General features: G+C 43.7%; 10 protein-coding genes and 1 riboswitch. Of the genes, 3 read left to right on the top strand and 7 right to left on the bottom strand.

Translation table 11 applies throughout. The features are described 5' to 3' along the window. Positions 1 to 16: 16 nt before the first annotated feature. The 7 genes from MHI46_RS01980 to MHI46_RS01950 all read right to left on the bottom strand — a co-directional run bounded on the left by MHI46_RS01980 (position 17) and on the right by MHI46_RS01950 (position 19,226). Positions 17 to 10,729 carry an amino acid adenylation domain-containing protein gene (locus MHI46_RS01980; RefSeq protein ID WP_342503241.1) on the bottom strand — a complete coding sequence of 3,571 codons (10,713 nt, stop codon included), beginning with the start codon at positions 10,727 to 10,729 and terminating at the stop codon, positions 17 to 19. Positions 10,730 to 10,874: 145 nt separating this feature from the next. Beyond that, positions 10,875 to 10,968: riboswitch (cyclic di-GMP riboswitch) on the bottom strand. 363 nt (positions 10,969 to 11,331) lie between these two features. Beyond that, a complete protein-coding gene (locus MHI46_RS01975) occupies positions 11,332 to 12,135 on the bottom strand; it encodes an ABC transporter permease (RefSeq protein WP_024424298.1) in 804 nt (267 codons plus the stop codon). After that, the gene (locus MHI46_RS01970; protein WP_039176427.1) at positions 12,128 to 12,997 is read right to left on the bottom strand and encodes an ABC transporter permease; all 870 of its coding nucleotides are present in this window, start codon (positions 12,995 to 12,997) and stop codon (positions 12,128 to 12,130) included. The genes MHI46_RS01975 and MHI46_RS01970 overlap by 8 nt, the downstream gene beginning before the upstream one ends. Continuing rightward, positions 12,997 to 14,088, bottom strand: a complete 1,092-nt coding sequence (locus MHI46_RS01965) for an ABC transporter ATP-binding protein (protein WP_059374410.1) — start codon at positions 14,086 to 14,088, stop codon at positions 12,997 to 12,999. Before MHI46_RS01965 ends, MHI46_RS01970 begins: the two co-directional genes overlap by 1 nt. A gap of 8 nt (positions 14,089 to 14,096) precedes the next feature. After that, complete coding sequence (locus MHI46_RS01960; protein WP_064498649.1) at positions 14,097 to 15,182, bottom strand: ABC transporter substrate-binding protein; 1,086 nt, start codon at positions 15,180 to 15,182, stop codon at positions 14,097 to 14,099. Further along, positions 15,179 to 17,167 carry a hydantoinase B/oxoprolinase family protein gene (locus MHI46_RS01955; protein WP_064498648.1) on the bottom strand — a complete coding sequence of 663 codons (1,989 nt, stop codon included), beginning with the start codon at positions 17,165 to 17,167 and terminating at the stop codon, positions 15,179 to 15,181. The genes MHI46_RS01960 and MHI46_RS01955 overlap by 4 nt, the downstream gene beginning before the upstream one ends. Further along, on the bottom strand, positions 17,157 to 19,226 hold the full coding sequence (locus MHI46_RS01950; protein WP_058837300.1) for a hydantoinase/oxoprolinase family protein: 2,070 nt from the start codon (positions 19,224 to 19,226) through the stop codon (positions 17,157 to 17,159). Before MHI46_RS01950 ends, MHI46_RS01955 begins: the two co-directional genes overlap by 11 nt. A gap of 367 nt (positions 19,227 to 19,593) precedes the next feature. On the opposite strand from MHI46_RS01950, the gene MHI46_RS01945 reads away from it, so the two are divergent. The 3 genes from MHI46_RS01945 (at position 19,594) to MHI46_RS01935 (ending at position 22,354) form a co-directional block, all read left to right on the top strand. Continuing rightward, positions 19,594 to 20,022 carry a NucA/NucB deoxyribonuclease domain-containing protein gene (locus MHI46_RS01945; protein WP_039176411.1) on the top strand — a complete coding sequence of 143 codons (429 nt, stop codon included), beginning with the start codon at positions 19,594 to 19,596 and terminating at the stop codon, positions 20,020 to 20,022. 127 nt (positions 20,023 to 20,149) lie between these two features. After that, the gene (locus MHI46_RS01940; protein WP_064498647.1) at positions 20,150 to 21,847 is read left to right on the top strand and encodes a methyl-accepting chemotaxis protein; all 1,698 of its coding nucleotides are present in this window, start codon (positions 20,150 to 20,152) and stop codon (positions 21,845 to 21,847) included. Between the two features lie 120 nt (positions 21,848 to 21,967). Then, positions 21,968 to 22,354, top strand: a complete 387-nt coding sequence (locus MHI46_RS01935) for a competence protein ComJ (protein WP_064498646.1) — start codon at positions 21,968 to 21,970, stop codon at positions 22,352 to 22,354.

The raw sequence follows: 22,354 nt of genomic DNA, 5'->3' as shown, positions 1-22,354 counted from the left end.
CACCTCTTCATTTTGCTTAAAATAGATCCATTAGCTTTTCAAGTTCATCCATGGTAAGATCCTCATCCCCCACATCACTAGGTGTGATCTGACTCTCATCCTGTGATAGACAATGTGAGATCAATGTCTTCACATTCTTTTCTAGGAGTTCCTTGAACTGTTCCATCGTCCGCTCTTCGAATTCAAGGTGATGATAGGAAATCGTCACATGGAGCATTGCTTGTTCTACGAAACCAACAATATCTAGCGCATGAGGTTTCTCGGATTCAGGGCTCAGCGATTGTCCTGCATGCCATGCAGAGCGTCTCATTTCACCGCCACCGATCTGTTCATCAAACTGGCCAAGATAGTTAAAGCTGATATCTGGTGTGACTTGAAAATCAATATCGTCCTTCATCTTGTCAGGCGTTAAGTATTTTAAAACGCCATAGCCGATCCCCTTGTTCGGAATGTGTCTGAGTTCCTCTTTTAAATGCTTGATTTGATAAGAAAGATCGTCTGCATGCGACATATCCAGTAACACAGGATACATGCTAGTAAACCAGCCGATGGTCCGTGACACGTTAACCGCAGGGAGGATGTCCTCTCTCCCGTGCCCTTCAAGATGAATAAAGTGCCTGTCTTCACCTGTCCACTCTTTCATGGACAATCCTAATGCCGTCAGCAAAATATCATTGATTTCTGTTTGGTAGGCTTCATGTACATCCGTCAGCAGCCTGTGCGTTTCCTCTTCAGACAATGTAAAACGAATGGTTTCTGTATGAAGCATTCGTTGATCCTCCGTGACATGATCCTTTTGAAGCGGAGGAACGGAATGCGCAAGTACCTTTTTCCAATACTCTCTTTCCGATAGCAGCTCATCTGACACAGCATATTCAGTCAGCTTCTGGGCATATTCTTGGAAGGAGTGTGTTTTTTCAGGGAGGGTAAGAGTTTCCCCGCGCTTCGACTGTTCATAAAGAGCCATGAAATCTTCAAGGAAAATGCGCCATGACACCCCATCAATGACAAGATGGTGTATAGCAAGCAATAAATGATCCCCTTGATCCGTTCGGAAAATAGCAGATCTCACTAAAGGCCCGTCTGCTAGCGATATACTCGCCTGCACTTCATTTGCCAGCTTTTCTACCTGCCTGATTTGCTGCGACAGCTCTCCTTTTACTTCCACCACGTCAATTGCCACATTGTTTTCCTCGATTCCTCGATGACGCTGGATGACGCGCCCTTCTTCGAGCGGATACACCAGTCGCAAGGCATCATGATGAATCATGAGCTGTTCCAGTACTTGCTGAACGACTTCCTCATCCAAACCATTTGGTGCTTGGAGCATAACCGATTGGTTCCAATGATGCTGATTCGTAAAGTTCCGTTCAAAGAACCAGCGTTGAATCGGTGTTAAAATGACTTCTCCTTCGACAGGTGATTGGTCGGCTGTGAGAAGATCGGCTTCCTCGATATATGGGCGGAGCTCCGCAATCGTTGGGTACTGGAATAGAAGTTTCATATCGAGCTTCCAGCCTGCTTGCGTGAGTCTGCTTGCCATTTGGATGCCTTTAATCGAATCTCCTCCAAGGAAGAAGAAGTGATCGTGAATACCGACTTGGCTGACGCCAAGGACATCTTCCCAAATGCCGCAAAGCAGCGTTTCAACTTCATCTCTTGGTGCTTCGTATACCGTTTGGTTCGCTTCGATATCAGGAGCTGGCAATGCTTTCAGATCAACTTTTCCATTTGCCGTCATTGGAAATTGGTCTAGCTTGATGATCCATGATGGCACCATGTATTCAGGCAACGTTCGTTTTAGGCTTTCTTTTAAGTCTTCTGCATCAGTATCGTTCTCCGTTATCACGTAAGCGGCAAGGGCGTCCTGATCACTCGCATCTTTGACTGTTGTCACGACGGCTTCTTTCACCGAATCCAGCGTCAGAAGCTGGGCTTCAATTTCTGACAGCTCAATACGGAAGCCGCGGATGTTGACCTGATGGTCTATTCTGCCGAGATAGATCAGCTCGCCATCCTCTGTCCATTTCACTAAATCGCCTGTGCGGTACATGCGCTCGCCTGGATAAAATGGATCTGGGACAAATCGTTTATCTGTTTCCTCTGGAAGATTCCAGTAGCCTCTTGCCAGTCCTTTTCCTGCAATTACGAGCTCGCCCGGTACGCCTGCCGGCGATAGGTCATATAACGAACCCATAATGTAAAAACGAGTATTGGCAATCGCTGTTCCAATCGGAAGCGTGCTTTGTTCTGGGTCGATGACTCCACTTGTCGCTACAACCGTATTTTCAGTTGGACCGTAGTTATTGACGAGTTGATATGGTACTGGCTTCACCTGTTTCAGCTTGTCTCCACCTGTTAGTAAATAGCGTAGAGAATGGTTGTCCATTGACATAAACTGCTCGCATAACTGCGTTGGCAGGAAGGCAATCGTGATCCCTTCTTCATTGAAATACGCATTAAGCTTGATCATATCGAGACGAATTGCTTCGTCGATAATGTGCAGCTCTGCGCCGGCGATCCACGTCGGGAACATCTCCCAAATGGAGGCGTCAAAGCCAAAGCCGGCATATTTCGCAGTTCGATCCTTGTTCGTCACTTGGAACGCATCATTGTGCCAGAATGCAAGATTCACAAGAGACTGGTGTTCGACCATGACACCCTTCGGCTGTCCCGTCGTCCCAGATGTGTAAATCATGTAGGCAAGGTCTGTTGGCTTCACATGAATCTGAATCTCGTGAGCTTCTCCCTCTACCGCATCTTCTATGAACAGGACATGACCTGTGAATGAAGGTGGTGCAGTGAGTCCTTTCTGCATCAGAAGTACCTCTGCCCCGCAGTCTTCCAGCATGTACGCAATACGCTGCGCTGGATAATCCGCATCAATTGGAACGAATGCCGCACCAGCCTTGAGAACGCCGAGGACAGCAGCTGTCATATCAAGAGATGGACGGGTGAGAATGCCGACGCGGTCTCCTGGTTTTGTGCCGTTTGCGATGAGCCTTGAAGCGACTACATTCGCCCGGCTGTTCAACTCTTTATACGTCCAGCTCTTTCCACAGAATGTCGCCGCTTTTTGATGCGGTGCTCCTTGTGCCTTCGCCTCAATCAGGGCATGAACGGTTTGATCTGACGGGACGTCTAGGACAGGTCCTGACCATTCGTTCAGCTGTTTTTGCTGCTGCTGCGGTGACAATAATTTCATTTGATCTAAAGATTGATCTGGCGCTGACACCATTTGTTCCAGCAAATGAAGGAAATATTCTTTCCACTTTTCAATTGACGTCTTTTGAAAGATAGAACAATTAAAATCAAACACGAGCTCAATTTGATCTGCGGATTCGTTTCCAGTTAAGGTCAAATCAAATTTGGCGATATTCTCCTCGAATGGCTGTGGAACAACGTGAAGCCCATCCATCGATAAATCACGAATATCCGCATTTTCCATTGAGAAGACCACATCAAAAATTGGATGACGGCTTGTGTCTCGAACCGTTTGCACCTGATCTACCAATTCTTCAAATGGGTACAGCTGATGCTCGTTTGCCTCTAACACAAGCTGATGGACATTTGACGCAAATTCAGCAGCAGTCTGATGTCCTGCTGGTCTTGTTCTAAGTGCCAGCGTGTTCACAAACATGCCAATCACAGATTGAATATCAGGATGGGTTCTACCCACAACCGGAGAACCAATGATGATATCCTCTTGTCTTGAAAGCTTGCTTAAAAGAATACTGTAGCCAGCAAGCAGGACTGTATAGGTCGTACTGTTGAGCGTTCTAACGAGTTCGTCCAATTTTGATTTAAGCGAACCTTCAATTGTAAATGAGACACGATCTCCAGCGAATGTTTGCACTTTTGGCCTTGGCAGGTCTTCCGGCAGTGCCAGTACAGGCAGCTCTCCTTGTAATTGATCCAGCCAGAATGCCTCTTCATCTGCTTTTTGCGCAGCAGATGCCTCACTTTTTGACCAAACTGCATAATCCTTATATTGAACAGGCAATTCCTCTAGTTTGTCTCCTCGATACAGGGCTGAAAGCTCCTCAATTAAAATGCCAACAGACGCCCCATCTGAAATGATATGATGCATATCAATCAGTAAATAATGGACATTTACGGAGACGGAAACTAGACCTATTCTGAGTAAAGGCGCTTTTTCTACATCAAATGGCCTGATAAAGTCATTCATCAATTGCTGTATGTCTCGGCCGTTCTGTTCAATTTTTTCAATGTTTATTGAGACATTTGTTTCAATACGTTGAACAGGTTCATTCTGAACAAAATCAAAGCTCGTTCGGAACGCTTCATGACGTTGGACTAGCTGATCAATTGCCTTTTCAAATCGTTTTTCATCAAAGACGCCTTCTAGCTTTAAGGCCGCCGGCATATGGTAGCTTTGCTCCGCATCAGTCATTTTCTCCAAAACAAACAGTCTTTTTTGAGCAGATGTCACTGGATAATAGGCCGCCTCTTTGGCAACTTCCACTCGCTTGATCTCCGTTTGATCCGCTTGATCTACCGCAAGCGCGAACGCTTCTAATGTTGGGGATTCAAATAAAGATTTCAAAGTGAGCTCCACCTGCATCTCTTCATACAACCTGTTCAGCATTTTCATGCCGCGCAGCGAATGGCCCCCGCATTCAAAGAAATGATCGTGTTTGCCGATTCGCGGTACTTCAAGAACTTCCTCCCAAATGTTCGCCAGCAGACGCTCTGTTTCTGATTGAGGAGAGGTGTATTCATTTGCCCCTTGCTCACTAAGATCAGGTGCCGGCAGCGCCCGCCTATCGACCTTGCCGTTATTCGTTAAAGGAAGCTCCTCTAATTGCATGAAAAATGCCGGCAGCATATACACGGGCAGTTCACGTCCTGCTTGCTCGCGCAAATCAGTTAATGAGACAGATCCTTCTGCTGTGAAATACGCACATAACGTGTCATTCGGAGCAGCAATCACGATAGCTTCCTTCACCTGAGGATGCTGCAGCAGTTGATGTTCAATTTCCCCAAGCTCGATACGCTGTCCGCGAATCTTCACTTGATGATCGATCCGTCCAATGAATTCAATATCTCCATTTGACAGCCAGCGTGCAAGATCGCCCGTTTTATACATGATCTCTCCAGGGCGGAAAGGATTTTTGACAAACTTTTCGCTCGTTAGTTCTGGCTGCTTATAATATCCTTTCACAAGTCCATCACCAGCGACACATAGCTCTCCTGCCACGCCCGGCGGCTGTACATGTCCAAATTCATCTACAATATAAACAGCCGTTTGACTCACTGGCTTTCCGATTGGGATGGATAACGCCTTCTTCTCAATGTGGTTCACAGGATAATATGTGGTGAAAATTGTGCTCTCAGAAGGGCCGTACATATGAACAAGCTTGTCTTTCCCCACTGTCTCAAGTGCAGTCACCACATGAGGCACGGAAGCACGTTCCCCGCCAAACAGCACTTTTCTTACGTTCTTCAGGCTGTCTTTTTTCATATCGATGAGTAAGTGAAAAAGAGCTGTCGTGATCATTAAAATACTGACTTTTTCCTTCTCAATCGCTCCAGAAAGCTCATTCATGTTTAAAATATGGTCCTTTGGCAGAACAATGAGTTTTGCTCCGTTCAATAAAGCACCAAACACATCAAACATAAAAGCATCAAATACATAGTTTGAGATGCTCATCACCGTATCTTCATGGTGAATGGTGAGATAATTCGATTGCTTCACCGTTCTCAAAATGTTCCGGTGTGTCACCATATTTCCTTTAGGTTTACCGGTTGTACCAGATGTATAGGTCAAATTCGCCAAGTCCTCAGGTAAAATATGAGCATCTATTGGGCTGTCTGACTGCTGAGCAATCGCTTGATTTTCTGTTTCTATGATGATTCCCTCAAATGCAGTGAGCACCGAGCGATGGCGCAGCACTTGATGTGTCAGTAAGAATTGTGCACCGCTGTCTGTTAAAAAGTGCTTCACGCGCTCATCAGGGAAATCGGGATCAATTGGTACATAGACTCCGCCCGCCTTAAGCACAGCCAGAACAGAGAGCACCATTTCATTGGATCGTTCAAAGAATAAGGCTGCTTTCATTCCTTTTTCAAAACCATTTTCACGCAAATAATGAGCCAGCTGATTCACTCGGTCATTCAGCTCTTGATAAGAAAGGACCACATCTTCACATTGCAATGCAGGCTGATGACCATGCTGCTGCACCTGTTCTTCAAACTGCGTCACAATGGTTTCTTCTGCTGGATAAGGCGCAGGTAACGGATTCCACCTATTTAGCTGAGCTTCTGCTTCTTGTTCAGACAGTAAGCGATAGGATTGAATAGCTTCCTGCGGCGTTTGAACCATTTGCTCCAGCAGATAAACATAATGTTTGAGCATCTGCTCTGCTGTACTTCGTTTAAATAGCGCCGTACTGTAATCGAGTACAAAGGATAAACCTTGATCTGACTCCATCGCTTGCAGTGTTAAATCAAATTTCGCAATATGGAAATTGGTTTCTTCAACCTCGACCTGCATATCCCCAATACGCTGGGCTGTTGAATGACCCGGCGCAAGTGTAAAGACGGTATCAAACAATGGATGACGGCTAAAATCTCTTGGCACATTCAGTTTTTCAAGCAGCCGCTCAAACGGATATTGCTGATGCTCAAATGCATGCATCGTCTTTTCCTTTACTTGCTCAATCAACTGAGACATGGTTCCATTCGGATCTACCTCTGACCGCAAAGCAAGTGTCTGGACAAACATACCGATCATGTCATTCAAATCTGTATGCACACGCCCTGCTGCCGGTGTTCCGACCACAAATTCCTTTTGACCCGTATATTTCGCAAGCAATGTATAGTAAGCCGAAAGCAGCACCGTATACAGTGTCGTGTGATGGTTTGCTGCAATCTCCTGTAATTGATTCTTTAACGCCTCATCGATTTCTTTGATGACACGATCACCTGCGAAAGACTGGACAGCTGGACGCTGATAATCGGTCAGCAGCTGTAAAGCAGGGATATCCCCCGAAAATTCTTGCAGCCAGAATGCCTCTTCTTTTTGAAAGCCTTGATGCTCTTGCCAAACAGCATAATCTTGATATTGAAGCTTTAATGGTGCTTTCACCGATCCCTCGTAAGCATCTGACAGCTCGCGCAGCATTAAATCGATCGAAAGACCATCTGAAATCAGATGATGCATATCGAAAAAGAGCAAATGCTCCTGATCATGCAATGACTGCAATCCTATTCGAAGAAGTGGCGCACACTCAAGATCAAAAGGTCTGACAAAGTGCTGCATGTTTTCTTCCATCGTACCACCTGTCAGCTGTTCTATTTCAAAGAAAACGGATGAAGCGATCCGCTGACGAGGGACACCTTTTATCGTATGAAAAGAAGTACGCAGCATATCATGACGTGAGATCAGTCTGTCAAAGGCTTCAGTCAGCTTCTCAAGCTGCAGAGCTCCTTTTAACCTCACAACAGCAGGCATATGATAGGCAGTGCTTTGCTCCAATTGACTCACCATATAGACGCGCTGCTGTGGAGGCGATAACGGATAATGATCTGCAGCCGGCGCTTTTGGTATCTCCGTTGCAGTAGACTTTTCTGCTTGCTCAATATAAGCAGCAAGTGCAGCAATCGTCTGCTGTTCAAATAAAACAGAGAGCGGCACCTCCACTTGAAAGTCTCGCTGAACCTTTGTAAGTACAGTCATCGCTTTGAGCGAATGCCCGCCTCGATCGAAGAAAGAATCATATACACCAATCTTCTCTTGATCAAGAATGTCTTCCCACAAATGAACAAGCTTCGTTTCTATATCGTTTCTAGGTGCCGTATAAACAGCATGAACCGCTCTATCACCTTTTAAGGCAGCAAGTGCACGACGGTCGACTTTGCCGCTGACTGTGAGTGGAAAAGCATCGAGTTCTTTGAAATAAAGCGGCATCATGTAAGCTGGGAGCTGATGTTTGATAGCCGCTTGCAGCATATCAACAGACACACCATCATGACGAGCTTGATAGTAAGCACTTAACGCCTTTTCCCCATCCGCTTCATCAACTACTAGCACGACAGCCTTATCAATTCCATCTACCTGCTCCATCACCGCTTCAATCTCACCTGTTTCTATGCGGTAACCCCTTATTTTCACTTGATCGTCCATTCTGCCAAGATAATCAATCGTGCCATCTGGAAGCCATCTGACTAGATCCCCTGTTCGATACATCCGCTCATTCGGAGAAAACGGATCTGCCGTGAATACCTTCTTCGTCAATTCAGGCTGATTCACATAGCCTCGCCCAACACCTATACCGGCAATGCAAAGTTCTCCTGCAGCCCCTGGCACCTGTAATTGATCATGTTCATTTAAAATATAAATACGATGATGACCAAGCGGTTTTCCAATCGACACATAGCGCTGTTCAGTTGATTCGCTCAGCTCACTGAGATTCAGGCGATGAACTGCCGCATCCACACACGTCTCAGTTGGACCATACACATTCCATAGAGTAAAATCAGGCTGACTCATACGAACCGCTTCGATAAGTGAACGTGCTGCTTTCGCAGGCAGCGCTTCTCCCCCAATCAACATGTGCGTCAATGACAGACCGTCCAAATCCGCTGCAAGTAAAAGCTGCACATGCGCCGGAGTTCCATCTGCCGCTTCAATTTGATGTTTTCTGTAATAAGCCGCTAGCTGCATGCCATTTCTCGTCGTTTCTCGTGGGATGATATGAAGCGTATGTCCAAATAAAAGGGCAGCAAATATTTGTTTCACCGATGCATCGAAATGGAATGGGGCTAGAAGCGCCATTTGAAGCTCATTCGCCCCTTGATACATCTCATGATGCAAAGCATGGACCAAATGATGAAGCTGAAGATGCTCAATCATGACGCCCTTCGGCTTTCCAGTCGTACCCGATGTATAAATCATGTAGGCTAAATCTTCGGGCGCCGTCTGATCGAGAAGCTCAGGCAGCCGTCCATCATCTAATAATAGTTGCTGCTGCACGATCAATTTTTCCGAGAGGGCTGGGTACTCTTGAATGAACGATTCCTCTGTTAACACGATAGAAGCACCTGAATCCTCCACAATAAATTGAATGCGCTCCTCAGGTAATGCTGGATCTATTGGTACATATGCCCCGCCAGCCTTTAGTATGCCGAAGACTGCTACCATGGCATCTACCTTCCGCTCCATCAAAACAGCAACAGGCACATCACGTGAGATACCTTTCATTTGTAGAAAACGTGCAAGCTTTTCTGCCTGTTGTTGCAGCTCTCCATAAGTAATTGTTCCATTTTCTGCTACAACGGCTGTTCGATCTGCATATTTGTTGGCTGTCTCATCAAACATGTGATGAACCGGTTTTGCTGCTGGTCTTTCAAACGGTTCTCCCTCAGATAATTGCAGCAGTTCCTCTTGTTCACCTGCTGAAAGTAAAGGCAGTGTCCCGATCAGCTGATCAGGCTGAGTGACCGCCGCTTCTAGTAAAATCAAGAATCGATCAAACATCTTACTCATTTCTTCTTCTGTGAATACATCTGTACGGTAATCCAAATCAATGGTCAATGTATCAGTATCCCAGCGGTCTTTCACATGTATTGAAATATCATTCATTCCGCTCCCGCTAAAAATCGGTTCAGTAATGAACGACAGGTTCTCTTTTTTCTGCCACTGCATGACCTGATATTCTAAAGAAATATCAAAAAGGCGTCCTGTAAACCCTTCTCTTTCCCGCAAATCATTCATGAGCAGATTGTAAGGGTATTTTTGGTGTCGCAAGATCTTCATTTGATCCGCCATGACCTGCTTTACGAAATCAACAAACGATTGCGACCCTTGAACAGATGCACGCATTGGAATCGTCGATACAAACATCCCAATCATCTTTTTCTCTTTGGCATTCGTCCGGTTACCCATAAAGGTTCCAAGAACGACATCCTCCATACCGCTAAAACGATGTAAGTAAATATAGACAGTGGACATAAACATCGAAAGCATACTGACTTTCTGTTCTTCACAAAAGACACGAAGCTTCTCCTTTAAAGAATCTGGAACATCCCCTGAAAATCGCTCCGCATGTAAACTCATCTCATATCCCTTATGCGGTTTTAAAGATGCGAAGTCTGGAATATGAGCAAATTGCTCATTCCAAAAAGCTTGATCTTTTTGAAAACGTTTAGAAGATTCATAGGTCTGCTCACTCATAATGTGATCAACGAAGGAAATCTCCTCAACTGGCGAGATGTCTACTCCTTGCAGCATGTCATGATATAAATCAATAATGCGATTTCCCATTAAAATGATAGAAATCCCATCCGCGACAATATGATGTGCTTTACAGAACAGCCAGCACTCTTGATCACTGATTTGAAATACCGTAAATTCAATCAAGGGGCTGTCAATCAATGGCATCGGCTCACGAATTTGCTCGTTCGCCCAAGCCCTTACTTCCTCTTCACTCCAGCCCTTTTCCATTCGAATCGGCTGTTTTTCATAAGGTTTGATATATTGAACAGGCTCCTCCTCTTCATCTCGATACACGAGTCTCAGCCGAAGAGAGTCAGTTTGTCGAATGTACGCTTGAAGCACATCGACGACCAAAGAAGGATTGAGACCAGATGCTGATCTCAACCTGGCGAATCCACCCAAATTAGAAATACTTGTACCTGGATAAAATCTTTCCGTGTAGAATACTCGCTTTTGCGCATGTGTTAAGGGGTAATAAACTGTATTCATTTTCATCCTCCGCCTCTTCTATGTTTTCTCCACCAATTTCACCCTGCACCCTCTATATCAAAAGAACCAAGTCTATTTCATTAAAATAGACGCTTTAACAGAAAAGGAGCCCACCCCGAATAAAACGGAGGGACTCCCATTTTGATTCGGTAGCCTGCCGACCTTAGCAAAAAAAGAATCATTTACCTTAGGACATGGCTTTGCGTCTCTATGTTTCCATAGATTTGCCTTTTTCTTCTTTTAGATATTTTCTATTTACGTCCACTTTATATGAAAATATTGTTTTTTTCACCGAAAAATGGGTGTAAAGATTCATGCGTTATACCGAAGGGTTTACATGATAATTGACGATATTTACCGAAAATAACTAATAATAGTTGCGTTCAACCGAAAATAATCGACTAAATACCGCAAAAATTTCATATTTTCCCTTAAATATTGAAAATATGGCCGAAAATCTAGGATAGAGGTCTCCTTTCGTTTCCCGCAAATTCTTAAATCTTAAGAACTACATTCCCTAAAAAAATGAATTTTTTTACTGTAAAAACAACAAAAAAAAGAGCTGCCATTTCAAATGACAACTCCTTGTTTCTTCATTATATTTACATCACCTTAGACAGACCAATCGTTTTCTCAATAATGAGCAGCGCAATGATAGAAATGATAATAAATATGACAGATATCGCATTGACACTTGGATCAAAGGTCTGCTCAATGTAATTAAAGGTCCTGACCGGAATTGTGATGGTTTGAGGTGAGGAAACGAACAAACTGATCGATATTTCTCCAAATGACGTCACAGCTGAAAACACCCCGCCTGCAATGATTCCCGGCTTAATCAAAGGCAATGTGACTCGAAAAAACGTGCGAATGGGTCCTGCGCCTAGATTCATTGAAGCCAGCTCAAGACGCGGATCTAAATTCGAAACACTCACACCTACCGTTCGAACCACATAGGGAAAACCAATGATGACGTGACCAATGACGAGCGCCCACAAAGACCCTGTAAAGCCCATAGCCGTAAACAAGTAAAGCATAGCAATCCCTAACACCACTTGAGGAATCATGAGAGGTGACAGAATGAAAGCTTGGACAGCCTCCTTTCCCTTAAAGGAAAGCCTTGCTAAAGCATACGAAGCCATTGTCCCTAAAAGAACCGTGAGAGGCGTCACAATGAAAAGCAGAATCACACTGATCCGAAGCGATTCCATCCATTCTGGATTTGACACGACCTCATGAAACCAGCGAACAGAGAACGAAGTCGGTGGAAATTCAGGAAAGGCATTTGGACTAAAAGCAGATAGGACGATCACAAGAACAGGAATGGTTAAAAAAAGATAAACCAATGACCCAGCAGTCCAAATCAGGATAGAAAGCAAGCGGTCACCTATTGACTTTTTACGCATGCATCCTCGCCTCCCAACGCTTCAATAAATAGCTTAGTAGACTGACCACCACAAGCACACAAACCAATAATGTAAAGGACATAGCTGCAGCAAGAGGCAGGTTATACACCTGCATCACCTGCTGATAAATTGACAGCGGCAGCAGCGGCTGCATCCGTCCGCCGACTAACAGCGGGGTGATATAGCTTCCTGCTGCCAGTGAGAAGACGATGATCGCGCCTGTCACCATGCCTGGAATGGTCAGTGGTAAGGTGACATGAAAAAAGGTTCGAATCCGGCCAGCCCCAAGACTCATAGAAGCCGGTTTTAAATGACGATCCATATCGGTTAAACTTGTTGCGATCGGCAGTACTGCAAATGGCAGCATGACCTGGACATATGCAATAATGACCGCATTCATATTCCACAGCATCGAGAGCGGCTTCTCAATCACATGTAAATCTAGTAACATGCCATTGATCAGACCATTTTGCGAAAGAAGAACAATCCATGCAAACGTCCGAATCACAACACTTGTCAAAAGCGGCGACACAAGTAAGATATAGAAAAATGCGCGCAGACGCGGATTAGGTGCCTTGACAAGCACGTATGCTGCTGGGTATGCCATCAATAAACAAATCACCGTTGTCTGTAAAGCCACCCACACAGTACTTCCAATCGCCTTTACATATGCATCTGTCGTGAACACATGAATATATTGAGAAAAGCTATACGTTTGTAATGTATTCATCATCGAATCGACATCGCGAAAACTGAGAACGAGCATCATCACAAGCGGAGCTAGTAAAAATACAACAAGAAACAAACAGGCTGGCAGCAGCATAAACCAATGAAATCGTTGATTCTTTTTCTTGATTCGCATCACGTATGCACCTTCGAATCTAAGAAAACGATATCTTCAGGCTGCCAATGGATATGGACGGTTTCTCCAACTCCAGGCAGCTCGGGAAATGCAGCATCAGAAGCATGGACAATGATTTCACCATTATCAAGCCCCACAACCAAACGTAATGAATGCCCAATATAACTCACATCTGACAGCACGCCAGATACATGGTTTGGCTGAACTTCCTTCTGCTCAGAAGAGATGCTGATTCTTTCAGGACGCAGCATAAGCAGTTGCTTTTCCCTTTTCTCTTGATGTGCCGCAGCCTGCAACTGAAGATGCTGACCGTTTGAATGGGTTACATGCGGAACCGTAAATGCAGCATCAGCTTCATTGTACACAGCCTCAAAGATATTCACCTGTCCGATGAATTCAGCTACAAATCGATTGTTTGGCTGGCGGTACACCTCTAAAGGCGTCCCAATCTGCTGAATTCTACCCTCTCCTAAAATTCCAACTCGATCAGAAAGGCTTAAGGCCTCCTCTTGATCATGTGTCACAAGAATGGTTGTAATCCCAACATTTCTTTGAATATTTCGCAGCTCTGTCTGCATGTTTTTTCTTAGTTTGGCATCTAGGTTGCTGAGCGGTTCATCAAGAAGGAGAACAGACGGCTGAATCGCCAGTGCTCTTGCTATCGCTACCCGCTGCTGCTGACCACCGCTTAATTGGTGGGGCATCCGTTTCGCAAATGCTTCTAATTGAACAAGAGACAAGCTTTCCATCACCTTCTCTTTGATTTCCGCCTTCTTTTTCTTTTGAACCTTAAGCCCGTACGCCACATTATCAAATACAGTCAGATGCGGAAAGAGTGCATAGCTTTGAAAGACCATACCTGTTTTTCTTTGGTAAGGCGGCAAAGCTGTCACATCCTGATCACCAATATAGACGACGCCTTTTGTTGGTTCTAAAAAACCGCCAATGATGTTTAATAACGTTGATTTCCCGCAGCCGCTAGGACCGAGAAGGGAGAAAAACTCTCCCTCATTCACAGTAAGACTGACATCGTTGAGAGCAATCTGCTCACCGAAGTGCTGACTGATGTGTTCTAAATGAATTCCACTCATGCGATCACCTATTTTCCTCCGCCTAATACTTCGTTCCATCGATTTGTCCAATTGCCAAGCTCAGAGGTTGCTGTTTCATAATCTACCCAAGTCAGCTTGCTGTAATAATTTTCTCCAACTTTCACTTTCCCCTTAATCTTGTCATTGTATTTCACATCAGAATTCGACATGCCATAATAAGATTTTTCAGAGAAAGCCTCCTGAGCTTCTTTTCCACTCAAGTAGTTTAATAGTTTGTATGCCGCTTCTTCGTGCTGATTTCCCTTCGTTAAAGCCCAGCTCGCTACAGCTGCAACAGCGCCTTCTTTCGGATATGAGAAACCAATATCCATTCCTTCTTCTTCAAGTGCAAATACTCGCCCGTCCCAATACGGAACAGCTGCGACATCCCCACGTTCTAACAAGGTTTGAATCGATCCTGGGTTATCCGGAAAAGCAGCGACATGACCTTTTAGTTGCGCGAGACTTTTAAATGCTTTATCAATATCCTTAGGATTTGATTCTGTTCCCCCTTGTGCATGAACAAGTGCAGAGAAAAATTGCAAACCAGCTGAATAAGTCGGAGATGAAATGGCTACCTTCCCTTTCAGCTGACTGCTCCATAGATCAGTCCAGCTGTTTGGTTCCTGCTTGACGAGGTCTTTTCTATAAGCAATTCCAAGCTGCCCCATACTAAAGCCTGCTGCATATTGTTTTCCATTCACAGTCAGCTTCTTTTGGACAGAACGGTAAAGCTTTTTGACATTCGGCGCTTGATCTTCATCGATAGGCGCAAGAACGTTTGCTGCAATACCTCTTTGAATCGTGTCAGGCTGTAAGATTAGTAAGTCATATGGTGGATTTTTCCCATTTGACGCTTTTAATTTTGTAAACCATTCAGAATCCGCTCCAGAGACGGTCTGCACTTTAATTCCCGTATCTTTTTCAAACTTTTCAAGGATTGGTTTGATATTCTTTTCCCAATCGCCTCCATATACGCCAACAATCACAGTCTGCTGCTGTTTGCCTTGATCCTTTCCATTTCCACCACAAGCGGTCAGCAGTACAACGATGGATAGGATACCTGCAACAATAGCGATTAATCTTCTTTTCATGATTCATTTCCCCCTTTTTGTCCATTCATTTGACGAAGTGCTTGAGTAATGTCTTCCTTTGTTAACGGCTCATTTCTATGACTGAAATATTGATGAACTGCATGTTTATAGTGCGTACGTTCATTAGCCGGATAGGAACGCAGCTGAACGGCTAGCTCACTGCTGGCTTCGTCCGTCCATACTTTCTCATAAGCTGCTCTTTGTTCTCCGAAATCCCACACATCAGTAGCTGCAGGATCACCAGCCTTTTCACGCACCTTGCTCGTCTGCTCCTCATCAATCTTCCATTCATTTTGCTCTAAATACACTTGAACACCATATTGCTGCAGCGCTCTTTCTTCACTTAATAGACCAGCTTCCACTTCCTGAAGGACTTTTTCTTTCTTTCTGGCAAATGGATTCCCCCAGCCGCCTCCACTTGGTGAAATCAATTGAACGATATCGCCTTTTTCAAGTCGCAGAACATCTATTTTGGGCTGGTCTTGTTTCTCACCGTTAGCTGTGATCAGCTTGACCTCACCAACCGCTCCTGCTCGGCCGCCCATTAAACCCCAAGGCTGAAACTTCATCCGTTCCATTCCTCGTGCTGTCACCATCGATTCAGGCTTCATCATTTCAAATTCCAAACCAATCGCATGTCCGCCTCGATTTTCACCAGCTCCACCTGTATTCGGCAGAAGCTCATATCGGTGAACATGAATATCAATATGCTGTTCCAAACTCTCAATTGGGGTATTCTTCAAAAAGCCTGACGAATGATCAATACCGTCAACTCCATCAGTACCATTTTGAGCACCGCCGCCTCCGCCTAATGGTTCGACAACGGACATTTTCCTGCCACCCGTTTGATCATAAGGTACAGAGAGAACCACAATGGCAGATTGACCTGCACCTGCTGCCGGTACTGCTTCAGGCAGCAGCTTACCAATCGCACCTAGCACGACATTGTACAGCCTCATCGTAATCGAATGACGAATCCCGACAGAGGCTGGATATTCTGGATGCACCAGCGTTCCTTTAGGAGAGATCACATCGATTGGATACGTTATTCCACCATTAATCGGTATAAAAGGATCCTTACTAATGATGTAATTAATCAACCCTTGATAAAGAAAGGAATGCTTCTGACCATTGGTAACAAGGTTAAAGGCTGTTTTTACTTGCGGGTCACACTCAGAAAAATCGAGCGTCAGCCGTTTGCCTTTGATCGTTAGCTTGATTTTCAACCGAATAGGGACGTCTGAAATCATATCATCATCTAAATAATCAGCAAATTCACTCGTTCCATCCGGTATAGCTTCAATGACCTTTCCAGCACGATCCTCGGCTTGCTTCAGCAAGTCTATCATTCCTTGTTTCACTTCGTTTTTTCCAAATTTCTCAATCATTTCTTTTAACCGAATATCTGCTGTATTCACTGCAGCAATCATCGCATTGATATCACCATCGTTTAGATGACTAGCGCGGCTGTTAGCTCTCAAAAAAGTACGTACGACCTGATTCTCTTTCCCACCTTCATAAATTTTTACTGGCGGAATTCTTAATCCTTCTTGATGAACATCCGTTGCTGTCGGTGAAATACTCGAAGGCACAAGGCCACCCACATCACTGACATGAACAAAAGACCAAGCATAGCTTACGATTTCACCATCTACAAAAATCGGCTTAATGATATGGACATCTGGCAGGTGAGTCGCCAAACCATCTGTCGTATAAGGATCATTAGTGATGATAATGTCTCCTGGCTGCATCTGTCCGCTTTCTTCAATTGCTTTTTTTAGACTCAGCCCTAAAAAGATCGTCACACCCACTGTCTTCGGATAAACAAAGAAATCTCCAGAAGGTGTGGCTAGTGCTGTCGCAAAGTCAGCAGATTCTTTGACGAAGGTCGTAAACGACGTCCGTTCAATGACATGCCCCATACCTGATGCAATCGCATTAAAATAACTGCGCATCATCTCAAGCTTTGCTGGGTCAGTTCTCATGTAAAGCCGCCTCCTTTGAAATCACTAAGTTACCTGATGGATCAATACTGCCTGTCCAGTTTGGCAAAATTAATGTTGTCGTATCATCCTGCTCAATCACGGCAGGCCCATTTACAATAGAACCTACTGACAGCGTATCCCGATTATAAACCGATGCTTCGTATTCTTTTTCTTCTATAAAAATTCGTCTATATTCATTTGGTTTCAAAGACTGTCCCATGCTTTCTTGAACAGGTGAAAAAGGCAGCGGAGGCGTCTCACCTATGACTCGAACGCGTAAATGAGTAAACTCGATTTTTGCCTGATCATCCCTATGACCATATTGACGCTGATGCAATTTGTGAAAGGCTTCAATAAGTTGGTGGATGTCTTGTTCTTGCTTTAACCAATCAATCGATAATGGCAATTCAATCTCAAATGCCTGCCCTTGATATCGTGCGTCTGCTAATAAGAGAATGGATGTCTGATTGATATGCTGAATGTTCTGCTGGCTGACCCAATCAGTCGCTTTTCGTGACAGCTTCTCATAATCTTGTTTTAGTTGGTTGATCGAATAGTCTTGTAAACATATTTTCTTCGACAGCACCGCATCATGGATAAAATCAGCTGTTAAAGCACCTAACGCACATAATGTACCAGGACTTGGAGGAACAACTACATTTTTCGCATGAATTTCTCTTGCAAGGAAATTCGCCACAACCGGTCCTGCTCCGCCAAACGCCAGCAAACTAAAATCTCTAGGGTCAAATCCTTGCTGCTCCATCACATTGCTTAATTCTGTGTACATATTGGCTACGGCTACTTGAATGAGCTGGTCAGCCGCCTCTTCAAGCGTTTTGTTGAGCTGATCAGCAATTGGCTGAAAGGCCTTTTTCGCCGCAGACAGTTGTAAATGTAAATGTCCTCCGGCAAAACGTTCTTGATTGAGATAACCGCATATGAGAAACGCATCAGTTAAAGCTGCTTTTTCTCCCTTTCCATACGAAGCTGGTCCCGGGTTTGAGCCAACTGATTCCGGCCCCGCTTTGAGAAGTCCGCCCTGATCAATCCATGCTACCGAACCTCCTCCTGCTCCTATTGAATACATCGCAACAGATGGAAGAATGATTGGGAAGCCTGAAAGCTGATTGGATTGAGCCATTGTAGGCTGTCCATTTTGAATGATTGAGATATCTGCACTCGTCCCCCCAACATCAAAAGTGATCAGATTGGGTTCACTCGCTGATGCTGCAATTCTCGCCGCACCGATGACACCAGCTGCCGGACCAGAAAAGAGAGTCTTAACAGGCGAGGTTGCCGCACTTTCTGCATCCATTAAACCACCATTTGATTGTGTAATGTATGGAGAAATTGGTACACCTTCTTCCTTCAAACGGCTTTTCAATGTTTGCAAATACTGTTTCACCTTTGGCTGAATGTACAAATTAACAACAGACATCACTGTACGCTCGTATTCCCTCATTTGAGGCCATAATTCAGATGAGGTGAGGACTTCTAACTGTGGATAATGATGATTGATATAGGCTTTTGCCTGTAATTCATGAACTGGGTTTTGATAACTATGTAAAAATGAAATGACGATACCTGCTAGCTTTTTAGATATAACATGCTGGACCGCATCATCTAATTGCTGCAGATGGAGAGGTTTTTTGATCGTACCATCGTGTATCAACCTTTCAGAGATTGGATATACATGCTTCCGTGGTATCAATGGTTCTGGCAAACGAGAATTGAAGTCATAAGGAACGGGTAGTCGTAAACGTTGAAGTGACAATATATCTTGAAATCCTTCTGTCACAAAAAGGGCTAAATCTGCTCCTTTTCGCTGTAATAATGTATTCAGACCGATTGTCATTCCGTGAACGAGGTATTGGATGTTGGATAAATCAACACCTCTTTTTTTTAGAAGATTTAACCCATTGATAATTCCTTGGGCTGGGTCATCAGTCACTGTAGGCGTTTTGAGTTCAGTCAGCTCCCCTGTTGCTTCATTTATCAGCGATAAATCAGTAAATGTTCCGCCTATGTCTATTCCGAGCCGGTATGAGACATCCGCCATTTGTACTTCCCTCCTACAATGTAATTAGAATCATATTTTGATAAATTACGACATTTTTTGATATTTGACTCCATATTATTAAAGCAGATCGGTCTAGTCAATTTTATTTTTTTGAAATTTCTGTGTGTTAAATTCTTGAAATTAGCCAAAAAAGCAGTGATAAAGCCATTTTGGATGAGCATATTCGTTTTCTGACCCACAAAATTAAAATTTTTATGAATTTCTACAAAAATGAAAAGCAAGAAATCAGGTAAAAACTGTTTTTTGAATTTTAAAAGACGTTTTTTCAAAACCAGGAGAAATTGGTAAGTAATTCTGCTATACTTCTGTTTACAAAATACGCAAACAAGAAAGAGAGCCAGCATCTATGAAACTTCTTAAAATGATTCTCTTGCTTTTATTGATTGTCATTGGTGTAGCAACAGGCTATATCCAGCTAGAGCAAGGGAAACAAGAGACAGCGAATTCATCTTATGACAAAACCATTCATTTTCCATCAGACCGCTATCCAGAAACAGCCAAGCACATAGAAGAAGCCATTGATGAAGGTCATTCGTCCATTTGTACAATTGACCGTAAACATAGTGATGAGCAGAGAGATCGATCACTACATGGCATTCCAACAAAGCGCGGGTATGATCGGGACGAATGGCCAATGGCGATGTGCAAAGAAGGAGGCAGTGGAGCTTCTGTCAAATATGTACGCCCTTCTGATAATAGAGGCGCAGGCTCGTGGGTTAGTCATCAATTATCGGATGATCCTGACGGCACAAGAATTCAATTTATCATCGATTAGCCGCCTTTCCCTTTTCTATATTAAAAAAACTTTCACATGACTGCTTGCAGGTATTTTAAACACTTTTTTCATGCCGATAATCCTTAAGGAGGGATATCCTACCTTATACCTAAAGGAGTCAAAAATCATGAAGAAAAAGGGAAAACTGAGGCTAGGCGCCAAAATTTTGCTGATCTTTTTAAGTGTCCTCATCATCTTTTCTGCGGTTGTTGGTTATGTTGTGAATCGCGAAATGACAGAAAATATTAAGCAAATGGCAACTGAAAAAGCAAAAGGTGACTTAAAACTAGGCTACGCCTACCTAAATGAAAAAGTGTCAGGCTCGTGGCAGATTAAAGAAGACAAGCTATTCAAAGGAAATACGCAAATCAATGATCATGACACATTGGTTGACCAATTAGCCGAATATACCGGTGATACCATCACGATTTTTCAAGGAAATACCCGTGTTGCTACGAATGTCATGTTAAACGGGAAACGAGCTGTAGGTACTGAAGTCTCTCCTGAAGTGAAGACCACTGTTTTAGACAAAGGAGAAAATTATTACGGGACAGCAAATGTTGCTGGGAAAGACTATCAAACGGCTTATATGCCAATCAAAAATGAAGCAGGCGAAACAATTGGTATTTTTTATACTGGCGCTAATCAAAGCATGATTTCACAAATGCTTCAGTCATTCTATATACAATTTGTCATCGTCCTTTTGTTAAGTCTGATCGTTTCAGTCATCATTATTTCTATTTTCACTAAGCGGATTCAGGTACGTCTCAAGCATTTGGCTTCTGCCATTAAGAGTGCAGGCGAAGGTCATTTAACCATCAATGTGACGGATACTGCCGGAGATGAATTGTCTGATCTGGCTGGACATTTCAATAAGATGCGTGAAAAACTAAATCAAACCATTCTAAATGTCATGAACACGTCTGAATTAGTGGCCACATCCTCTGAACAGCTGTCAGCTAGCGCAGAAGAAACGAGTGCAGCATCAGAAAAAATCACCCACACGATCCAAGAAGTGGCACAATCTTCAGAAGAACAGTCCGCTCAAATGACAGCTAGTGAGCACAAGATGATTCAAGTATCAAACGAGCTGGCAAACATCACTGAAAATGCCGGACAAATGGCTTCAAGAAGTCACTTCGCACAAGAAATTGCCCAAAAAGGTGTACACAATATCGGTGAAGTTCATTCACAAATGACATCTATTGCAAAATCAATTGAAGAAAACGGTACAGCAATTCAAGCATTGGAAACACGTTCAACTGAAATTGATCATATTTCCAAAGTCATTACAGATATCGCCAGCCAGACAAACCTGCTAGCTCTTAATGCAGCAATTGAAGCAGCACGGGCAGGTGAGCATGGAAAAGGGTTTGCTGTTGTCGCAGACGAAGTGAGAAAGCTCGCTGAAGAATCTCAAGCATCATCAAACATGATTTCCCATCTCATTTCTGAAATACAAAAAGAGATGACTCATTCGACGAATGCCATCAAACAAGTAAGAGAAGAAGCAGCTCAAGGGGCTGTCCTTATCTCTCATACAGAAGAATCTTTTCATGATATCCAGCAGTCCATGAGAGAAATGGCAGATGGCATTAAGCATTTATCGAGTGCATCACAAAAAATCGCAGCTTATACTAACGATGCGAAACAGTCTTTTGCGTCTATTACAGAAGGCGTTAAACGAACGAGTGAACATTCACAGCAAGTAGCAGGTTTAACAGAAGAACAATTTGCTGCAATGGAAGAAGTAACAGCTTCATCAGAAGCACTTGCCCATTTAGCAGGAGATTTAAAAGCAATGGTCTCGCAATTTCACATCTAGATCCCACAACAAATAGCGCAAGACGGCTGCAATCGTCTTGCTGCCTAACTTTCTCCTCAAGAATGACTCTTTCAACCATTTACGTTTCAACGAAAATCCATGAATAAAGGAGTTTTTTATATGAATCTCTTAAATCAAACCTATTCTCTATCTATCTCCTACCACCAAATCACGGTATACACCGGAAGCGAAACACCACCTATCATTGATTGGACAGATGAGGACATTCTTCAAGGATTCGCAACTGGAGATCAAGGAGTTTCCTTTGAAGGAATCAATAATGGAAAGGCGTCTATTATTGTGACATTAAATAGCGATGAGCCCCAAGTCTCTATTGATAGAGCTATAACAGTGCCCTTTACGCATACAAGGGATCAAGTTTATATCACAAGCGTCATGGCTCATGTACTGTCTTTCCCCATTCCAAAAGGAGACTATCAGCTTACCTGCTATACCTCACAGCAGCCTGATCAAGATGTTTATTATGTAAATTTCCAAACAGTGTAG

The sequence above is a fragment of the Bacillus sp. FSL K6-1000 genome (assembly GCF_038630785.1).
GTDB classification, from domain to species: Bacteria; Bacillota; Bacilli; order Bacillales; family Bacillaceae; genus Bacillus; species Bacillus safensis.
This window is presented reverse-complemented; position numbering and strand designations above follow the sequence as displayed.

Coding starts and splice junctions, on each gene's coding strand:
- MHI46_RS01980 (WP_342503241.1), bottom strand. CDS start 10,729: ATGAATACAGTTTATTACCCCTTAACACATGCGCAAAAGCGAGTATTC.
- MHI46_RS01975 (WP_024424298.1), bottom strand. CDS start 12,135: ATGCGTAAAAAGTCAATAGGTGACCGCTTGCTTTCTATCCTGATTTGG.
- MHI46_RS01970 (WP_039176427.1), bottom strand. CDS start 12,997: ATGCGAATCAAGAAAAAGAATCAACGATTTCATTGGTTTATGCTGCTG.
- MHI46_RS01965 (WP_059374410.1), bottom strand. CDS start 14,088: ATGAGTGGAATTCATTTAGAACACATCAGTCAGCACTTCGGTGAGCAG.
- MHI46_RS01960 (WP_064498649.1), bottom strand. CDS start 15,182: ATGAAAAGAAGATTAATCGCTATTGTTGCAGGTATCCTATCCATCGTT.
- MHI46_RS01955 (WP_064498648.1), bottom strand. CDS start 17,167: ATGAGAACTGACCCAGCAAAGCTTGAGATGATGCGCAGTTATTTTAAT.
- MHI46_RS01950 (WP_058837300.1), bottom strand. CDS start 19,226: ATGGCGGATGTCTCATACCGGCTCGGAATAGACATAGGCGGAACATTT.
- MHI46_RS01945 (WP_039176411.1), top strand. CDS start 19,594: ATGAAACTTCTTAAAATGATTCTCTTGCTTTTATTGATTGTCATTGGT.
- MHI46_RS01940 (WP_064498647.1), top strand. CDS start 20,150: ATGAAGAAAAAGGGAAAACTGAGGCTAGGCGCCAAAATTTTGCTGATC.
- MHI46_RS01935 (WP_064498646.1), top strand. CDS start 21,968: ATGAATCTCTTAAATCAAACCTATTCTCTATCTATCTCCTACCACCAA.